This is a genomic window from Mucilaginibacter sp. dw_454 (genome assembly GCF_018449775.1).
In the GTDB taxonomy this organism is placed as follows: domain Bacteria; phylum Bacteroidota; class Bacteroidia; order Sphingobacteriales; family Sphingobacteriaceae; genus Mucilaginibacter.
On record NZ_JAAVVB010000005.1, the window covers coordinates 262,943 to 281,914 of the forward strand.

General features: G+C 43.5%; 20 protein-coding genes. 11 read left to right on the top strand and 9 right to left on the bottom strand.

What is annotated here, in order from left to right:
- Positions 1–112: 112 nt before the first annotated feature.
- A complete protein-coding gene (gene pdxA, locus HB679_RS16195; RefSeq protein ID WP_214073051.1) occupies positions 113–1,165 on the bottom strand; it encodes a 4-hydroxythreonine-4-phosphate dehydrogenase PdxA in 1,053 nt (350 codons plus the stop codon).
- 164 nt (positions 1,166–1,329) lie between these two features.
- On the opposite strand from pdxA, the gene rsmA reads away from it, so the two are divergent.
- Entirely contained in the window at positions 1,330–2,109 is a 780-nt protein-coding gene (gene rsmA / locus HB679_RS16200) for a 16S rRNA (adenine(1518)-N(6)/adenine(1519)-N(6))-dimethyltransferase RsmA (RefSeq protein WP_214073052.1), read from the top strand.
- Here rsmA and HB679_RS16205 read toward each other — a convergent pair.
- Positions 2,106–3,140: a hypothetical protein gene (locus HB679_RS16205; protein ID WP_214073053.1), complete on the bottom strand. Its 1,035-nt coding sequence runs from the start codon at positions 3,138–3,140 to the stop codon at positions 2,106–2,108. The genes rsmA and HB679_RS16205 overlap by 4 nt on opposite strands.
- A gap of 218 nt (positions 3,141–3,358) precedes the next feature.
- On the opposite strand from HB679_RS16205, the gene HB679_RS16210 reads away from it, so the two are divergent.
- The 6 genes from HB679_RS16210 (at position 3,359) to HB679_RS16235 (ending at position 6,374) form a co-directional block, all read left to right on the top strand.
- Positions 3,359–3,652 (top strand): type II toxin-antitoxin system HigB family toxin, encoded by a 294-nt coding sequence (locus HB679_RS16210; protein ID WP_214073054.1) that lies wholly within the window; start codon positions 3,359–3,361, stop codon positions 3,650–3,652.
- A gap of 23 nt (positions 3,653–3,675) precedes the next feature.
- Positions 3,676–4,053, top strand: a complete 378-nt coding sequence (locus tag HB679_RS16215) for an XRE family transcriptional regulator (protein WP_214073055.1) — start codon at positions 3,676–3,678, stop codon at positions 4,051–4,053.
- Between the two features lie 2 nt (positions 4,054–4,055).
- Positions 4,056–4,235 carry a hypothetical protein gene (locus tag HB679_RS16220; protein WP_214073056.1) on the top strand — a complete coding sequence of 60 codons (180 nt, stop codon included), beginning with the start codon at positions 4,056–4,058 and terminating at the stop codon, positions 4,233–4,235.
- A complete protein-coding gene (locus HB679_RS16225; protein WP_214073057.1) occupies positions 4,236–5,180 on the top strand; it encodes an NAD(P)-dependent oxidoreductase in 945 nt (314 codons plus the stop codon). It begins immediately after the preceding gene.
- Positions 5,181–5,446: 266 nt separating this feature from the next.
- Positions 5,447–5,920 (top strand): transcription elongation factor GreA, encoded by a 474-nt coding sequence (gene greA, locus HB679_RS16230; RefSeq protein WP_214073058.1) that lies wholly within the window; start codon positions 5,447–5,449, stop codon positions 5,918–5,920.
- A gap of 61 nt (positions 5,921–5,981) precedes the next feature.
- Positions 5,982–6,374 carry an HIT family protein gene (locus tag HB679_RS16235; protein ID WP_214073059.1) on the top strand — a complete coding sequence of 131 codons (393 nt, stop codon included), beginning with the start codon at positions 5,982–5,984 and terminating at the stop codon, positions 6,372–6,374.
- Here the strand turns inward: HB679_RS16235 and HB679_RS16240 are convergent.
- From HB679_RS16240 to HB679_RS16260, 5 genes are read right to left on the bottom strand one after another with little or no spacing between them, the layout of a single operon-like run.
- Positions 6,358–7,617 (bottom strand): O-antigen ligase family protein, encoded by a 1,260-nt coding sequence (locus HB679_RS16240; protein WP_214073060.1) that lies wholly within the window; start codon positions 7,615–7,617, stop codon positions 6,358–6,360. The genes HB679_RS16235 and HB679_RS16240 overlap by 17 nt on opposite strands.
- Positions 7,598–8,722 carry a DUF1972 domain-containing protein gene (locus HB679_RS16245; RefSeq protein WP_214073061.1) on the bottom strand — a complete coding sequence of 375 codons (1,125 nt, stop codon included), beginning with the start codon at positions 8,720–8,722 and terminating at the stop codon, positions 7,598–7,600. Before HB679_RS16245 ends, HB679_RS16240 begins: the two co-directional genes overlap by 20 nt.
- Positions 8,719–9,801: a glycosyltransferase family 4 protein gene (locus HB679_RS16250; RefSeq protein WP_214073062.1), complete on the bottom strand. Its 1,083-nt coding sequence runs from the start codon at positions 9,799–9,801 to the stop codon at positions 8,719–8,721. The genes HB679_RS16245 and HB679_RS16250 overlap by 4 nt, the downstream gene beginning before the upstream one ends.
- The gene (locus HB679_RS16255) at positions 9,801–10,760 is read right to left on the bottom strand and encodes a glycosyltransferase (RefSeq protein ID WP_214073063.1); all 960 of its coding nucleotides are present in this window, start codon (positions 10,758–10,760) and stop codon (positions 9,801–9,803) included. The genes HB679_RS16250 and HB679_RS16255 overlap by 1 nt, the downstream gene beginning before the upstream one ends.
- A gap of 6 nt (positions 10,761–10,766) precedes the next feature.
- Positions 10,767–12,416, bottom strand: a complete 1,650-nt coding sequence (locus HB679_RS16260; protein WP_214073064.1) for a hypothetical protein — start codon at positions 12,414–12,416, stop codon at positions 10,767–10,769.
- Between the two features lie 220 nt (positions 12,417–12,636).
- On the opposite strand from HB679_RS16260, the gene HB679_RS16265 reads away from it, so the two are divergent.
- Complete coding sequence (locus tag HB679_RS16265; RefSeq protein ID WP_214073065.1) at positions 12,637–13,680, top strand: NAD(P)-dependent alcohol dehydrogenase; 1,044 nt, start codon at positions 12,637–12,639, stop codon at positions 13,678–13,680.
- A 235-nt stretch (positions 13,681–13,915) separates the two neighbouring features.
- The gene (gene efp, locus HB679_RS16270; RefSeq protein WP_214073066.1) at positions 13,916–14,479 is read left to right on the top strand and encodes an elongation factor P; all 564 of its coding nucleotides are present in this window, start codon (positions 13,916–13,918) and stop codon (positions 14,477–14,479) included.
- Positions 14,480–14,621: 142 nt separating this feature from the next.
- Here efp and HB679_RS16275 read toward each other — a convergent pair whose 3' ends face one another.
- Together HB679_RS16275 and HB679_RS16280 are read right to left on the bottom strand one after the other, a co-directional pair.
- Positions 14,622–15,827, bottom strand: a complete 1,206-nt coding sequence (locus HB679_RS16275) for a DUF1501 domain-containing protein (protein ID WP_214073067.1) — start codon at positions 15,825–15,827, stop codon at positions 14,622–14,624.
- A gap of 102 nt (positions 15,828–15,929) precedes the next feature.
- Positions 15,930–17,318, bottom strand: coding sequence for a DUF1800 domain-containing protein (locus HB679_RS16280; protein ID WP_214073068.1), 1,389 nt, complete (start codon positions 17,316–17,318; stop codon positions 15,930–15,932).
- Positions 17,319–17,459: 141 nt separating this feature from the next.
- Here HB679_RS16280 and aat point away from each other — a divergent pair, with 141 nt between their 5' ends.
- Entirely contained in the window at positions 17,460–18,098 is a 639-nt protein-coding gene (gene aat, locus HB679_RS16285; RefSeq protein WP_214073164.1) for a leucyl/phenylalanyl-tRNA--protein transferase, read from the top strand.
- 108 nt (positions 18,099–18,206) lie between these two features.
- Complete coding sequence (gene ruvC / locus HB679_RS16290) at positions 18,207–18,791, top strand: crossover junction endodeoxyribonuclease RuvC (RefSeq protein ID WP_214073069.1); 585 nt, start codon at positions 18,207–18,209, stop codon at positions 18,789–18,791.
- The last annotated feature ends 181 nt before the right edge of the window (positions 18,792–18,972 follow it).

Genomic DNA, 18,972 nt, shown 5'->3' on the forward strand with positions numbered 1-18,972 from the left:
ATTAAAGGGTTTAGTATAACAGGTTATTCCAAATATAACCAATGCCAAGACAAAAAAGGCCTCTATATGAGGCCTTTGTATTAACATTTGTGGAGTACTGATGTTGATATCCTTAATCCCTGTCGCGTTGCAGTTTGGTAAACTGTAGTGGGTTTTCATTTAGTATCAGGCCCTCTTTACGGTTTTTGGCGATATGCAGCGCGGTAAAAATCGCTTCGCGGAAAGAGATCTCCGAAGCCTCATTTTTTCCGGCGATATCATAAGCCGTACCATGGTCCGGCGAGGTGCGTACAAATTTCAATCCGGCAGTAAAGTTTACGCCCGATTCGAAAGCTATCTGTTTAAACGGGATCAAACCCTGGTCGTGATACATGGCCAACACGGCATCAAACTGCATGTAAGTCGCGTTAGCAAAAAAACCGTCTGCAGCATATGGGCCAAAAGCCAGGATATCATTGGCGCGGGCTTCCTCGATTGCCGGGATAATTACATCCTGTTCCTCATGACCTATTAAGCCATTATCACTTGCATGAGGGTTCAGTCCCAACACCGCAATCTTTGGTTTGCGAATCCAGAAATCTTCGCGCAGGCTGGTATTCATTAACTTAATTTTCGCCAATATTTTTTCGGTAGTGATGGCGATTGCCACCTGGTTAACCGGGATATGGCCGGTAACAACACCTACACGCAAAGTATCGCTTACCAAAAACATTAACGACTCGGCAGCGCCGTCGCGGTCCTGCAGATATTCGGTATGGCCCGGGAAATTAAAGCTCTCGCTTTGGATAGTGTCTTTATTAATTGGCGCAGTAACCAGTGCGTCAATGTCGCCATTAATCAAGTCGGCCGTAGCGCGCTCTAACGAAGCAAATGCAAATTTGCCCACTTCTTTATTAGGCACACCCGGTTCAATTTTTACATCCTCTTCCCAGCAATTAATCATGTTGGCGCGTTTTGGCTGCGCGTTTGACGGATGATCGATGACATTAAAGTTCAGCTCGCTTACTTCGGTCACCCGGCGGTAGAATGAGGCTACTTTGGTATGTCCATAAACAATGGGCGTGCAATAGTTATAGATCATGCTTTCGGCCAGGGTTTTGATGATGATCTCTAGTCCGATACCGTTTACGTCGCCTATGCTGATGCCTATTTTTAGTTTATTCATATTTGGTTTGATTACACCGGTGTATTTGAGATAACACCGATTCTCGCTTTTAGCTTTAAGCCTTCGGCTTTTCGCTCACATTATACTGCAAAGAAAAGATTTTAGGCTCAGAGTTCCTGATTAAAGAACAAATATGACTTAATTTGCTCAAATATTTGTTGATAATGACATTAGTAAGGGCAAAAAAACACCTGGGCCAACATTTCCTGACCGATAAAAATATCGCCACCAAGATAGTTGACAGCCTGCGCCCCGAAAATCGTTTTACGCAAGTACTGGAAGTTGGGCCGGGCATGGGTATCCTGTCGGACGTGTTACTGGAGCGCGATTTGTATGAAGTTTCATTGATCGACATCGACACCGAATCGTACGATTTCCTGAAAAAGAAATACCCCAAACTAGGCGACCGTCTCATCAATGCCGATTTTTTACAGCTTGATTTTGCTGCGCGATTTAACGGCCCGCTGGGTATTATTGGTAATTTTCCTTACAACATCTCTTCACAGATACTTTTCAAAGTGTTAGATAACCGTAGCCAGGTAGTTGAGGTTGTCGGCATGTTTCAAAAAGAAGTAGCCGAACGCTGCGCCGCCAAAGCGGGGAGTAAAGAATATGGCATCTTGAGCGTTTTCCTGCAGGCCTATTATAAAGTTGAATACCTGTTTACGGTTAAAGCAGGTGTGTTTAATCCGCCGCCTAAAGTACTGTCGGCAGTGATCCGCTTAACCCGTAATGAGACTATCGAACTGGATTGCGACGAAAAGCTGTTTTGGCAGGTTGTTAAAGCAGGCTTTAATCAACGCCGTAAAACTTTGCGTAATGCGCTGTCATCGGTAATCCCCAAAGATAAAATGGGCGATGATGCGCTGCTTGACCTTCGGGCTGAACGCCTAACTGTTGCCGATTTTGTGAAGATCACGCAGCAGGTTAGCACCAACCGCTAGTTATAATGATCATTGCCTTTACCCGGAGCTAATGATATGGTTGCCATAGCATATGGCGCATTGGTGGTATAAAAACCTATTACTTTCCCTTCGGGGTTAGTCACCTTCCAAACATTCCCCGCAAAAGTTTTTTGAATGCTTTTATTGTAGGGCGATAACTCGCCGTAAGGCCGCGCTTTACCCAGGTAATCAATCCAAAACAGTTTCAATTTCTGATTGGTATTATTGGTAAACATGATATAAACTTTCTGATTCATTCCGGTCGACTTGGTATTTGCCCCAACACTTTGCGCTGCGGCTACATCAGCCTTAGGCGTACTTAATTTGCCGGTATAAATGGCTTTAAGCAAAGCAAAACCTTCAGCATCATAAGCGGCTAATGCTGCAGGGCCGGGTGCGGGGGTTTGTGTTCCTTTTAGAAACTCGCCGTGCGCGCCGAAGTACCACATAGATAGCTCGGCCCAGTATTCGCCTTGGTTGATGGCTGCGTAAGCGTCTTTCCATAAACCTTTGGCAATGGCCTTGTGATATTGATCTTTGATCTTGGCTTTCAAGCCATCGTCCAAACCATAATCCATGATATTATGCGCAAACTCGTGGATGCAAATATCAGAGCCGCCGGCATAACGGTCGCCGGGCAGGTTAAGCAAGTTCTCTTCGCCGCACGAGGTATAGATACCGCCCATGCCACGCGTACGCTGATCGATGTTAGTGGTAGTACCACGAGTATCTACATAAGGCACGTCTTTTTGCCCGCGAAACTCAGGCAGATCAGATGTTTGTTGATTTTTGCTGATGATATGGATCTCGGCGCCCCATTGCGCCAGGTTGTAGCGGATGTTGGGGATATCAGTCAGCATCAAATTGATTTTTTGCGCCGCAACCTGCAAGGCTTTATCATCCACCTCGTTTGATGAGCGGATCATGATGCCACCGCAATCAAGTAATTTGCTGTAAAAACCAAATACCGGCGGTGTTACTTTGATAATGGCTTGTTGTGCTTGCGAGGATAGTGCTAAGCAGGCGGTCATCAAAAGAAAGAGAATTGTTTTTTTGATTGATGAGGACATATTCAAAGGTAATTAATCTTAAAATACCTACTTAATAAATCAAAGTTGGTTTTTTGCCAACTTTATTTTAACTTTGTATCATGCTGGGAAGGTCCCGGACGAGCTATATAGAAAAAACGAAAAGCATCGTATGAAGAAAAGAGATGGCCGAATAATGAGTAACATAAATATTAGCATCAATGCGTATTATCTCTCAAAAAAAATTACTAGACTTTGCAAAAAAGCATGCGGATGCAGCCAATAGTGTTAGCACCTGGAGAAAAATAGTACAAGAAGCCGAATGGAAAAAAGGAGCCGATATTTTGGCAGACTTTCCAAAAGCAAAACTCATACCCTCAAAAAGGGCACGCTTCAAAATTGTTGGCAATAAATATCGACTAATTATCGAAGTTGACTATGCTGATGCGGTGGTTGAAATTAGGTTCGTAGGAACCCATAACGAATACGACAACATAGATGCATCGTCTATTTAGCGTAATCTAAAAATCTGAAAATTATGAATCAAAAACCACAATGGTTTTTAATTGAAACCGAACAAGAGTATAATAAAGCTATTGAGAGGTATGAACAAATCAAACAGGTAACAGCAGGCGATGATCATAAAGAAAAGCTTTTGCTTGTGCACTTGATTGAGAATTACGAAAACTCTCTTTGGGATCTTCCGGAAGTTAACCCTGTTGAAATGATTAAAATCCGAATGGAGGATTTTGGTTACAAAGCAGCGGATCTGGCGGAGGCGTATGGTGATAAGGGTACAGTTAGTAAGGTGCTTAATTATAAACAGCCACTATCGCTAACCATGATCAGGAAGTTTAGTGAATTATTGCATTTACCTGCATCTGCTTTGTTAAAAGAATACCGTCTAAACTCTTAATTATGGCCAGTTTGGATATCGAGCGACCGGACAAAAAATCGGACCCTGATTTCTATGACGATTTGCCTCAATGCGTTAAAGATGGCATCGAACAAGGGCTACAAGATGTTGAATCAGGTAATGTGCATTCTCATGAAGAGGTAATGACAGCAGCAAGACTAAAATATATTTCTACTAAATAAATGACAAATAACAATATCCTTATCGTCGACGATATCCACCCCATATTTATTGAACAAGTTGAGGCACTAGGCTATAAATGCAACTACCAGCCAACTATAAAATTAACCGAGGCTTTAGAAATCATCGCTGGTTATGCTGGCCTGGTTATCCGATCAAAATTTAATGTAGATAAGCAATTAATTGACGCAGCAACCAGCCTGCGCTTTGTTTGCCGCGCGGGTGCCGGTATGGATAATATCGACGAGACTTATGCCGCCGAGAAAAACCTTAAACTCATCAACGCTTCCGAAGGCAATATGGATGCCGTGGGCGAACATGCGGTGGGTCTGCTTTTATCGCTCATGAACCATTTTAACACGGCTGACGCCGAGATCCGCAACGGTGAATGGAAGCGCGAGGCTAATCGTGGATTTGAACTGAAAGGTAAAACTGTGGGCATTATTGGCTATGGTTTTATGGGGAAAAGCTTTGCCAGAAAGCTATCGGGTTTTGAGGTGGAGGTGATAGCTTACGACAAATATAAAACCGGCTTTTCTGACCGCTATGCCCGCGAAGTAACCATGGAAGAGATTGTAAAGCATAGCGATGTACTGAGCGTACACGTACCGCTAACCAAAGAAACCAACGGCATGATCAGCGACGAACTGTTGTTTCACTTTAAAAAGCCGATATTCTTTATCAATACCTCGCGTGGTAAGGTTGCCCAGGTGCGCGCCGTGTTAAACGCCATTAAAGCAGGCAAAATATTAGGCGCAGGCCTGGATGTACTGGAAACCGAAAAATTCCCGGCCCTGGGCGAGCAGGAATGGTTTGATGATCTGAAAAAATCAGGCAAAGTGTTACTAACGCCTCACGTAGCCGGCTGGACCTTCGATTCTTATAGGAAGATCAGCGAGGTAATGGCGGGTAAACTGGCGGAAGCCAGTTTAGTGATTGGAGATTAGTTGAACAGAGATTAGGAACCATACCATCAACTAATCACTAATCTCCAACCACTAATCACTAAGTTTTGATTCCCAAATTTTGTTACTCAAACAAAAATTTGGAAATCAAAACTTAAATATCTTATCTTCGTTTTACATAAAACAAGACTATACGGGCACGCCTTTATAGTCTTGTTTGTTTTTAAAGTCATCACGTCCTTCTATAAAAGGGAGGGCGGTTTTTTTTGGTGACCAATCAAGACTTATAAAGAATTTAAATTTGAGTTATGGCAGAGGTAGCATATTTTACCAAAGACGGTTTAGAAAAACTAAAACAAGAATTACAAGAATTAAAAACAACGGGCCGTTCTAACATATCAAAGGCAATTGCCGAGGCGCGCGATAAAGGCGACCTTTCTGAGAACGCCGAATACGATGCTGCTAAAGAAGCGCAAGGCTTGCACGAAGCTAAAATAAGCCAGATGCAGGAAACCCTGGCTAACGCCCGTTTGTTGGACGAGTCGAAAATTGACGTGTCAAAAGTATTAGCGCTGTCTATCGTTAAAATCAAAAATGTAAAAAGCGGCGCCACCATGAGCTATCAATTGGTTGCAGAAAGCGAAGCCGATATGAAATCGGGCAAGATCTCTGTAACCTCGCCTATAGCTAAAGGGTTGTTGGGCAAATCGGTTGGTGAGATTGCTGAGATCACGGTACCGGCCGGTAAAATAGAATTCGAGATAATGGAAGTTTCGAGATAGATACGTTATACGTTTGACGTAGTACGTATTACGTCAAACGTACAACCTAAAACATTTTCCCATGCTAAGCATCTTTTCCAAAATCATAGCCGGCGAAATCCCGTCATACAAAATTGCCGAGGACGATAACTATTACGCGTTTTTGGATATTGCGCCTTTGGTTGAGGGCCATTTACTGGTAGTGCCTAAAAAAGAGGTTGACAAGCTTTTTGATCTGGATGATGACACCTATGCTGGCTTGATGCTGTTTGCCAAAAAGATAGCTACTGCGCTTGAAAAAGCCATCCCTTGCAACCGTGTTGGCGTAACCGTTATTGGCCTGGAAGTACCGCATGCGCACGTACATCTTATCCCTATTAACGGTATGGGCGATATGAATTTTGCCAACCCGAAATTGAAATTTACGCCACAAGAATTTCAGGCTACTGCTGATAAAATCAAAGCTCAGCTGTAGCTGTGTTCTTTTTTCCCTGATCTGAGAAAAAGAAGAACGAGAAGAAAAACGCGTAAAAAACCACCCCCTTATCTACATCCAGCAAATTTTCGGCGAAGGATACAACAATAATCAGCAGCATAAAGCTTAAGAACAACAGATCCTTTTTTTGTAGTGCCTGTTTGAAACCAAATGCGAGCGTGATAAGATAAACCAGCAAGCCTATTATTCCCGATTTCAGCCAAAAGCTTAAGTACTGGTTATGCGAGTTTAAGTGATTCACAAAGGAGTTATAATATTTGCGGGTGTAGAAATCTTCGTGCAATAAACCCAGTTCAGAGCCGGCGCCATAACCTATGACCGGCGATTTCTCAATTAGCCCGAAAGAAGATCGCCAGCGATCGAGCCGCGAGTCGAAACGTTGATCTTGCGCCGTTAACGCCAGATCATATTTAAGGGCAGAAACATAACGTTTGTGCAATGATTTCATGGCGAACATACCTGCAATAGCAATGACAGATATAACCCCTGCAATAGCTATAAATCGTATTCGTTTCTTATCCTTCAATAAATAGAAAGGCACGGCCACGTCAATAATAACAACTGTAGGTATAAACACTGATTTTGATGAAAGCTGCGCTAAACCGGCCAGCAAAACGCTGGCGCAAAATAGCTCAAACAATCGCCAGCGCTTATTTTGCTCTTTCAATATAACCGAAAGCATAAAGATCAAAGCAATGGCTACCTGCAATGAGAAAAATGTAGCATGAATATCAATAGGCAAAGCAAAATTATGATTGGTAAATGCCGAGCTAAACAGGTACGACATTGGCAACCCATAAAAGTGGATATTATGTAACGCATCGAGGTATAGGTAAACTATTACAGCGGCGCAAACTATTGAAAATCCAAAAAGCAATTGGTTGCGGTATTTCCGTATGTCAAAAGAAGTTAAACAGAACAGTACCGGGAACAACAAGATGGTAATATGTGTGCCCCATTGATTAAAGGCCTGCGTGCGGTTCACGGTGTAAATGGTACTTAACATCGTCACAAAAAAAACCGATTGCAGCGCCAGGTTACTCCAGGTAAAAATAGGCCTGATAGCCTTTTTGTTAAGCTGGATCAGCGTATGCAAACAAAAGCTAATCAGGATTAAATGGCTATAAAAAAAATCAAAAGGTAAACTGGCTAAAAACGCCAGCAGGTGGTAATAGCTTATTTTAGTGTTGATTGACGCGTCTTTAGGAAATAATCTTTCCATGATTAAAATGCAGGTAACATTCTATGGCGTATTTCTCGTAGCCATCAATCACGCTTTCCCAGTTAAACAGGTGTTTTATTTTTTGCAGATTATTGTCAACCATTACTTTTTCGGGCGCCTGGCGTTGTACCGTTTCCACCAGTTGCTTTACATCTGTTGGGTTCGAAAAGTAGTAAGCGTCGCTGCTCAATACCGCCTGATTAAAGGGGTTGTTATGTGCCGCTATCAAAGCTTCGCTGGCCATAGCTTCCAATAACGAAGGGTTGGTGCCGCCAACGCTATGCCCGTGGAAATACAAGTAAGAGTTGTTTTGCAGTGCACGTACTTTGGCGGTATCGTAAATGGAGCCTTTAAACTCTATACGGCTGTCATTCTTAAATTTATGGGTGATGTATTTGCCGAAGCGATTATCGGTGCTACCCAATACCTGGAAAGGCTTGTCCGAATTACTCAGGTTATAACCGTCCAGTATAGTTTCGATATTATTTTCAGGCTCCATGCGGGCCATCAGTAAAAAGTAATCTTCTTTTAAAGCTTCCTGCGGTGTAATTTGTTCACGCTCAATCTCGGTGATCATATCGGCACCATAAGGAATGTAACGGCTGTTAATATCATATTTACGCGCCAGGTATTGTTTAATCACCATCGAGTCTGATACATAGTACTGACTATGCTTTACAGCCAGTCCCTCGGCATATTTAAGGAAGTTTTGTACCGGTTTAGAGTATTTGCTGCGTTTCCATTCCAGGCCATCCATATTGGTAATGATGGCGCTTTTTGATGGATACAAGCTACCCCAAACAGAGCTGCTGGTATAACCCATGATCAATACCACATCAAAGTTGCGTTTACGGGCATCGCGGATGCAATTCAAATCATAAACAAACTGCCCTGCCGAACCTAAAAGATATTCAGGATCATAGCAATGGATGATCTTTACGCCGTTCCAATCGTCCGCTGTATAAGGGTGATTATGCGAGTTATAGACAGACACATCATGCCCGCGCCTTACCAACCCGGTTGATACGTACTCAGAGATGTGCTCGAACCCGCCGTAGTGGTTGGGTATGCCCCGGGTTCCTAATATGGCTATTTTAAGTTTCATGGCTGCGTTACTATTTGTTGATACGCAGCTAATGTGCATTTGGCTGCCTGGGCCCAGGTATATTTTTGCAAAATTCTTTCGCGCAGAGCAGGTTGGTGTTCGGCGCTGGCAGCTTGCTCAATGGCTGCCCGGATACTTTCAGGATTTTCCGGATTACAATAGAAAGCATCGTCGCCAAAATACTCGCGGGTATCGCCTTTATTGGTTATCACAATATTACAGCCCATCGTAGCAGCCTCTAATGAACTGAGGCCGGTTGTCTCGAACCAGCTGGGTAGCACATGCACGTTGGCGCGTTGGTAATAAGCCACCAAATCATCCTGCGGCAAATGGTCTATAAATTCAATATTTGCTGCCGCGATATTTCGGCACTCATTGTAATAAGCTTGCTGATTAGGGCTGTGGTTGCCGATAAGCAATAGTTTGAATCGCGTGTTATTTAGGGCCTTGATCAGGTTCAGCTGATTCTTGATACCCTCGATCCTGGCCACGCAGATCACCAGGTTTTCGTCCCTTTCGGCATTGGCATCATATTGAAATAATTTAGGGTCGATGCCATTGGGCACTACTTCATATTTTACTGCCGATGGATAGGCCTGCATTACCCTTTTATATTCTGACTCCGAATTAGGCAAGATCATCCGGGCTTTGTTCAAAATGTGCAGAATGCTCCTGCGCTGCCCCCGCCATAAATAAGACGGACTAGCCATGCCATCGAGCCCTAATAACCAACGGGCAATGGTTTTAATATATTCAATACTGTTGCCGGGTAAGTAACTAAATAAGCGGCCCATGCCTTTGCGATATAGCTTATCATACTCACTATAATCTACCAAAATGGTAGATACCACATAGGGCTTATTGGCCTTATGGCTATGGTATAAAATATCAGCAGGGCGAATGATGTTGAAGAAATGCAGCAGATCATAGCTGTTGTAATCAACCTCTTCGTCTGTCAGTTTAATTTCGGCCAAAACGCCAAGATCTGCCAGGTGCGAGGCGGTTTGTATTGCCTGCACCGTGTCGCCACCGCGCACGGTGTATAAGGTAGATCGCGCTATGATAGCTACCCGCATCATTACAAACGATTTGGGCTAAATTTATGTAGCCAGGCTATCAGGCTTTCGGGGAAATAACTAAGCGCGTATAGCAGGTAATTCTCCAGTCGCAGTGGATAGATCTTGATAGCCTTATTAAAGTGGCCGCGGGCTCTTTCGGGCTGGTGGTTGTTGACCAGGAATTTTTTACCGCAAAGGGCATTGTAGGCAGCTTCTTTAATCTGCCGCACATCCTGGTCTTTAATGATAGCCAGCAGCTCGTTGCCTTCGGCAGCCGTGATGGTGCCGCGTAGTACGATCTCGCGCTTTAACTCGCGGAATCTGCGGCCGCGCCATTTTTCATCAATAGTAACCGAGGTAGAGTTAAGGCGATATTTAATTAACGGCTCTGTGAGGTTACATAACCGGCCAGACCCGGCCAGTGCTGTCCATAATAAATAATCTTCGAAATTATGGGCCTGCGTTGGGTATCCGCCTGCTTCCAGCACGGCATCTTTGCGGTACATTACCGTTGGATGCACAAACGGACAATAAAAATATAGCTTATCCATCACCTGCTCATGCGAGTAGGCTATGCAATGAAAATCAAACAGAAAGTCGCCGTTCTCTAAAATATATTTTACTTCGCTGCCTACCAGGATGTACTCGGGGTTGTCCTGCAAAAAACGGATCTGTTTTTCCAGTCGGTAAGGGTAACAAATGTCATCCGCATCAAAACGGGCTATATAGGCTGCGCGGGCATGTTTTAGACCAATATTCAAAGCCTCTGCAACACCATGGTTAGATTGATTAACCACAACGATACGCTTATCATTAAAGCTGTTAATAATGTCCAGTGTGTTGTCGGTCGAGCCGTCGTTTACAATCAGCAGTTCAAAATCTGTAAAGGTTTGCTGCAAAACAGAAGTAATAGCCTCGCTGATGTAGCGCCCGGCATTGTAAGCAGGCATTAAAACGGTTATGGCGGGTGTAGCAGTCATAGTATTTTATACAGATTTTTGGGCGATCAAATTCTTGCCCTCTTTGATATTCAGAAAAAGCAGCAACTCAAAAAATACCACCACCGACAGTTGCTCGAACCAGTAATCAATCAAAAAGATAAACATTGCAAATAACAGCAGCGGTATACCGTAAGTTAATAAGTGATAGTTTTTAGCAAAAAAGCCAAAGTAAAAAACAAACAAGGCGCATAAACCCAGCAAACCATATTCTGACAACAGCTGATCATAAACCGAAAACGGGCTATTAGTTAATGAGTGTGATGCTGCCGAGCGCGAAAAAAAACTCAAATAAACATCCAGGTGGTTATGCAAAAAGTCCGGATCTATGTAAACGTATTTTTTTGGATATCCCCCGGTAAATTTCAAGCCGGTAGACCGGAAAGCCAGTTTTGACGAGAAATTTCCAACACCATCGCCGGCTAATATTTTGGCAGGATGCGCTTTTAAAAACCCGATTGTTTGTTGCAAGCCAATTATTTTTCCGGGGGTGTTTGGCATCCAAAGCATATTGGTTAATGGCAAGTCTGCACAATGATCATTGGCAAAGTCAACTAATTGTTTTTGCTCGGGAGGGGTGGTTGTAAGCCATTGATATTCGGGAGCGTCCAGATTGGGTTTAGGTGCCACAATCCGGCCTGCGCCGGTGGTTATTACGCCTTTGGGCAACTGTTCTCGCTGCGCCTGGTTTATCGGGAGTTTGGCCAGACTATCTAAATAAATGGTGGCTTTTTTGATACGCCTTTCATCAAATGTTAATGTGCTATCGGGCCGTTGTGTTATGTATACGTGATTAAACTGCGGCCATGGCGATACGATCTGTTTTTTATAAAAGGCCGATTCGATGGTGTTTTTAACATAGTCATTATTCTGCGGCGACACTTTCGACATGAACAGCACCAGCAAAGCCACGCAAATAATAATGATGCTTTTTTGATCGCGCGAACTGTTAAATATAAACAAAAAGGCCAACACTGCCAAAGTAAAAACATTGGTAAAGTTGCTGGCGGTAAGCAGCATAATGGCCATACATACCAACGTCATCCACATATTTTTTTTGGTGATGAAATACATTACGCCAAAAGCATTCAGCACCGCGTTAGTGGTCGAAGTATCAAAGGTTATGCCTTTAATAAAGTCGCCGGTGCTGATAAAATATTTTTGGTATTCGCCCTGGTAGGTGTATGGGTTGAGTGTGTGCGTATGTAATATAATCAGCCCTATATTCATCAATGAGGCAATGGTATTGATGATAAAAAACAGCAGGATGGTTTGATGGATGACCTGCGTATCATTACGTTCTACCGCCAGCTTAACCTGATGGATGGCCAGAATACAAACCACCCAGAACATAATTCCCGTTAAAAAAACCAGGTTATAGTTAAAGTTGGTATAATGTCCATTGACGATGAAACCCACTACGGCAATCAAAATAATCAGCGGGTAAAACAAGGGCAGCCTTGAATTTTTTAATTTAAAGCCAAACTTAAAATCAAACTGTAGCAGGTAAATCAAGGCTATAGCTACTAGCTTCACGGCTATTTTCACATCTAAAAAAAGCAGTAAAAAAAGCAGCAGTTTCCAATCGGCAAACCCCTTCCATTTTTGAATATTAACAGCTGATAACAATCGACTCATTTAGCGCCGTACGTTGCTTAATCCCGGCAGAGGGATTACGGGAGAGACAGGGGTTTAGTTGCCTTGCGCTACACCTTGCTTGTCATTTCGAACGATAGTGAGAGATGACAAGCGAGTAAATCCCAAAATCAAATATTGCATTTTACGGACAATTGAATTTTGACTTCACACTACACAAAGCCCTACCTTTACTTCAACTGTAACAAAACCACAACTACTTATGATACCAGTAAAAGGATATGCGGCACAATCGCCGACAACCGACCTAGCCCCTTGGGACTTTGAAAGACGTGATTTGGGTCCTCACGACGTACAATTTGATATTTTATATTGTGGCGTTTGCCACTCAGATCTTCACCAAATTAAAAACGATTGGTTTGAAGGTATATTTCCAATGGTCCCCGGCCACGAAATTGTTGGCCGCGTGGTAAAAGTTGGCGATCATGTAACCAAATTTAAAGTAGGCGATTATGCCGGCACCGGTTGTATGGTTGACTCTTGCCGCGTTTGCGAAAACTGTAAACAAGACCTGGAGCAATATTGCTTAAACGGCAGCTCACAAACCTACAATGGTTTAGAACAAGATCATAAAACACCTACTTACGGTGGTTATTCAAACAGCATTGTGGTGCATGAAGATTTTACCCTGCATATTTCTGAAGATCTTGACCTGGCTGCTACCGCACCGTTATTGTGTGCCGGTATTACTACCTATTCACCATTGCGCCACTGGAAAGTGGGCAAGGGCCATAAACTAGCCGTACTAGGCTTAGGCGGACTGGGCCACATGGCCGTTAAATTTGGTGTAGCCTTTGGTGCCGATGTTACGGTATTAAGCACATCGCCAAAAAAAGAAGAAGATGCAAAAAAACTAGGTGCGCATCATTTTGTAGTAACTACCAATCCTGAACAAGTTAAAGCTGCCGCAGGCTCTTTTGACTTTATTTTGGACACGGTTTCTGCTCCGCATGATTTTAATATGTACTTAAGCTTATTACGTACAAATGGTACCATGATCTGCGTAGGCGCCCCGCCTGAGCCGGCAAGTATTTCGGCATTTAGTTTATTAGGCGGCCGCAAAAGTGTTGCCGGTTCTGGCATTGGCGGCATAGCCGAAACTCAGGAAATGCTGGATTTTTGCGCAGAACATAACATTGTTTCTGATATAGAGATGATTGACATTAAAGATATTCATGATGCGTATGAGCGTATGGAAAAAGGCGATGTACGTTATCGTTTTGTGATTGATATAGCGACGCTGTAAGGCGCTGAATTCATAAATATGTCATTGCGAGCGCAGCGTGGCAATCGCGAACATTGCATCCTTGCGATTGCTTCGTCGTTCCTCCTCGCAATGACAACTAATTTACGCTTCAACCTATTACCCACCGGGATATTAAGCCGGAAGCAGATCATCGCTTTCGGCTTTCTTATTTTAGCGTGCGGTGCAATTTGCAACTTTGGCTGTGAGTGGTTAATTTTGCCGCTCACTAAAAGTTATGGCAAAAGCATCAGATGTAAGAAATGGAAATATTCTTCGCTTTAACGGAGAGCTTATCCAGGTAGAAGAATTTATACACCGTACACCGGGTAACCTGCGTGCGTTTTACCAGGCGCGTATGCGCAATGTTAAAACCGGCAAGCTGGTTGAATACCGTTTCCGTACAGACGAAGAGGTGGATATTGCCCGTGTTGAAACCAATAATTACCAATATCTTTATGAGGATGGTGATGCATTAGTGATTATGGACAATGATACTTACGATCAGCACAATGTGCCAAAAACTTTATTTGGCCCTGCCGTAAAATTCCTGAAAGAAGGCATGAACCTGATTGTTGCTTTTGAAAGTGACGAGCCTATCATGGGCCAGATCCCTAACTCGGCCGAGTTAGAGATCACTTACACCGAGCCTGCAGTTAAAGGCGATACTTCAACCGGCGCTATGAAAAAAGCTACCGTTGAAACCGGTGCCGAAATCAACGTTCCGTTATTCATCAATATTGGCGATAAGGTTAAAGTTGATACTGTTTCAGGTAGTTATGTTGAGCGTGTTAAGAGTTAATTTAAATTCGTTTATAAAAGAGAAGCCTCCCGAGTTATTAGGAGGCTTTTTTTATAAAAAGTTGTCATTGCGAGCGTAGCGCGGCAATCGCGAACATTGCATCCTTGCGATTGCCACGCTACGCTCGCAATGACAGTTAATCCTACACACTCACCAAATCCAGCCCCGCAAAACTCTTAGTTAGCACCTGGGCATTACTTACATCCAGCCATTTATCCAACAACGTGGCGTAAATATCCCTAAAGTCAACCTGGTATTTTAAATCGCCATTGTCTAGTGTAGTTAAGTCTGGCGCATCATTGAATATGCCTTGTTTCTTCAGTTTTCCGCCATAAACAAATACATTGTTGGCGGTGCCGTGGTCGGTGCCGTTGCTGGCGTTCTGTTCAACACGGCGGCCAAATTCAGAGAAGGTCATTACCAATGTATCATCCAGTTTGCCGGTAGCTTTTAGATCCTTAATAAACGCCGCAACGGCATCGCCATAAATTTTTAATTGGCGGCCCTGTTGATTTTGCTGACCAACGTGGGTATCAAATCCGCTTAACGACACATAATACACCCTGGTATCTAAGCCTGAATTAATAAACTTAGATACGTTCTTTAACTGATAACCCAAGCCTGTATTTGGATACTGCGCAGTTACGTTATACGTTTTCGAGGTTTTCTGTATATAATCTGCTGATGAATAAGTTTCGATCATGGTTTTGTACAGATAGCCCAGGTTATCCTCATTCAAATTGGTATCGCCATGCTCATGCACTAAATCCTTGAAGAAAGGTTCGCGTGTCGTTTGAAAGAGTTTGTAAGGGTCTTGCACCGCAATACCCTTCATAGAATTACCTTTCATAGCCAACGATAAAGTATCATCAACCTCGATAGCTGTATATGGGTTTTTACAGGTTTGGCAATTGGAATCCAGGTAGCGGCCAATCCAACCGGTGCTCAAAAACTTATCCGAGTCGCTGGCGGTTTGCCAGATGTCCATGGAGCGGAAATGCGATCTGTCAGGGTTTGGATAGCCTACCGAATTAACAATACTCATCCAGCCCTGATCATAAATTTCTTTCAATGCCGATAGGTTAGGGTTCAACCCCTGCATATCGTTCAGCGTAATAATATCGGGCTTGTTAATGGCTATGGTTTTACGTTTTTGATAATAGATATCATTGCCATAAGGAATCACAGTATTCAACCCATCATTGCCCCCCGAAAGCTGAATGATGACTAAATTTTTATGACCGGTTAAATCGCCTTTAGCAATAGCTTCCAGCGGCTTTAAAAAAGCCGGCACCATAAAGGCGCCCGATATTAATGCGGTGTTCTTTAAAAAATTTCTCCTTTGCATAACTTAAGCTCCCAGCCTCCGCCAACCGGCGAAGGTGTTTTTTGATTAAAACTTTTAATATTATATAGCCTCCATTGTTCCCCCTTTAGGTGGTTAGGGGGCTCAGCAAAGCTGATACTCCGGCGTTGAAGCTATTTGTATCACTACTGTTTTTATATCTCCCGGTTGGTTCACTTCATCTATCACCGTTTTATTCAAATTGGGTTCGAGCAGAAAACGAGCCATCTCTTCATGTGTAATATCTTTAGGTAACTCCTTCAAGAATTTATCCCAATCGGGTGTTGCCTGTACGCGTTTAATTACGTTGAGTTGTTGTTTGCGTTGCGAAGCCAGGTAGGCTTCATCCTCGGGTGTTGCTTTGCCTGTAAAGTCTATCACCCCGGCATTTAATATCGTCGAGGGGATCTTCATCCTATACATCAGCGACGAACTGTCAATCCAGTTGCGCCCGCCCGGCCAGCCGGCGACATTAGGCGGCCTGAACAGCACCTGGCCTAACGTACGCTGAAACTGCATCAACACATCAGGGTTTTGATAGTTGATATAAAACTGGCGGTTTAAACCCACCAAAAACTCGACCGGCGATTTTACCAGGTTGCCAATGTTCTTTTCGTCATAAAACCAATCAGATAAAAAGACAAACTTCAACAGCGGCGTTATTTCATAGCTGCTTTTATAAAACACCTCTGCCATTTGGTTAATGTGTTCGTCGTTAGGTACATCATTAACCAGGTAACGGTATAGTTTGGTACAGATAAACTTAGCGGTCTGCGTATTATCGGTGATGATATTTAGAATGTCCTCGCCGCAAAAGTTAGCGGTCTTGTCCAGGAAAGTTTTATTACCGTTATCGTGCGCATAATTGTTAAACCTATAAGTGCCGTCTTTACCATTATAGGCCCAACCCGTAAACGCCCTTGCCGACTCTTTAACATCCTGTTCGGTATAATTACCGCGCCCCAGCGTGAAAAGCTCCATCAATTCCCGGGCGAAATTCTCGTTAGGATGATTTTTTTGATTTTGCTGGTTATTTAAAAACTGCAGCATAGCCGGCGACTGCGACACCTGCAGCAACATGGTCTTAAAGTTCCCCAGGGCATTGGCCCGTTCTATATTATTCAGCTCTTGCTCATAGTATGAATTACCCACGTTACAGGCAAAGTGATTATGCCAAAACAGCGTCATCTTCTCACGTAGTTGTGCTTCCGTTGTGCTCATTTGCTTTACCCAGGCATCATTCAGGTTTTTTTCCTGCATGTTGCGTTGCTGGTTAAGCATGCGCTTTTCATCGTCGCTCATGGTTAACGCAATTTTGGGGCGCATATCCATGTTTTCGGTAACGGCGTTAAGGGGCTCTATTTTCTCGGAAGCCTGGAAGAGCTTTTTCACACTCTTTTTGATAGACCAGTTTTCTTTGTCGTGCAAATCTTCGAACGTAATGCCGAAGCCTGCCCTGGCGTATAAATGCTTGATCTGTTTCGAATTATTCATAAACTTAAGCTCCTTGTTTTAAAGTAGATGTAAGTAGAACAGTCGGCAACGTTTAGCCAGCCATGAGTATTTATGACAACTAAATTATTAAATAGTTTAAACTATAAGGCTACAATTAGCATATCAGTTAAATTTGTTACGATGATATTCAGGCTGAACGAGCATTTATTATTTCCAAACCCCCAACTTGCCGAGGACGACGGCCTTTTGGCAGTAGGTGGCGATCTATCCCCCAAACGCCTGATGCTGGCTTATCATGAAGGGATCTTTCCCTGGTATAGCGATGATTCGCCTATCTTGTGGTATTCGCCGCATGAGCGGTTTGTGTTGTTTCCGGATGAGTTGAATATCTCGTCGAGCATGAAAAGAGTGGTCAACTCCAACCGGTTTAAAGTGACCTTTGATACTTGCTTTGCCGATGTGATCGAAGCCTGCTCAGCCGTACCCCGAAAAGATCAGGACGGCACCTGGATCACGGGCGATATGAAACAGGCCTATATTAATCTACACCAGTTAGGACAGGCCCACTCCGTAGAAGTTTGGCAAAATGATGAGTTGGTGGGCGGAATGTATGGCATAGCAATCGGCGATGTGTTTTGCGGCGAGAGTATGTTTAGTAAAGTGAGTAACGCCTCAAAGACAGCGCTCATAGGCTTGCTAAAAACAGGAAAATACAAGTTATTGGATTGCCAGGTGCACACAGCGCATTTAGAATCAATGGGTGCAAGGATGGTGAGTAGGGAAGAATATATGGCGATGTTGACGGATCGTGAAGATTGATTCCTTAACTTTAACCAAAATTGTCCTTGCGAGCGCAGCGCGGCATCGCAAGGAGAAAAGCATGGTTCGCGATTGCCACGCTACGCTCGCAATGACAAAACTTTATACATGATACAGCCAACCACCAATACCAAAGAACGCATAATATTAGGCATTGACCCCGGCACCGCAGTGATGGGGTACGGCCTGGTGAAGGAGATTGGCAGCAAGATAGAACTCATCAGCCTGGGCGTGGTAAAAATGGAGCAGTTGGACGACCACATGCTCAAGCTGCAACGCATCTTCGAAAAAACAGTGGGATTGATAGACAACTATAAGCCCGACTGCCTGGCTATCGAAGCACCGTTTTACGGCAAAAACATACAGGTAATGCTCAAACTCGGTCGTGCGCAGGGTGTGGCTATGGCGGCGGCACTATCTCGCAATATTGAGGTTACAGAATACTCGCCGCGTAAAATCAAACAATCCATCACCGGCAATGGTAATGCTACTAAAGAGCAGGTAGCCGCCATGATACAGCGCTTACTCAACTTCAAAGAAACGCCTGATTTTTTAGATGCTACCGACGGCCTGGCTGTAGCGGTATGTCATTCGTTCCAAAGAATGCCGGCAACCAAGGGCGGCGGTTCAAAAAAATCATATTCGGGTTGGGATACCTTTGCTAAGGATAATGCTAAGCGCATCGTCAAGTAAAGACACGATTTAAGGATTTGTAAGATTGACACGATTTTATCTTTAGAAGAATTTCGCCATCAAATCAAATTATCCGTTAAATCTTAAAATATTGTCCTGCTATCCTGTCAATCTTTTAAATCCCTAAATCGTGTCAATCGTGTTTTTATTTTAAACGTTGGCAACCTATTTAGTCAACACT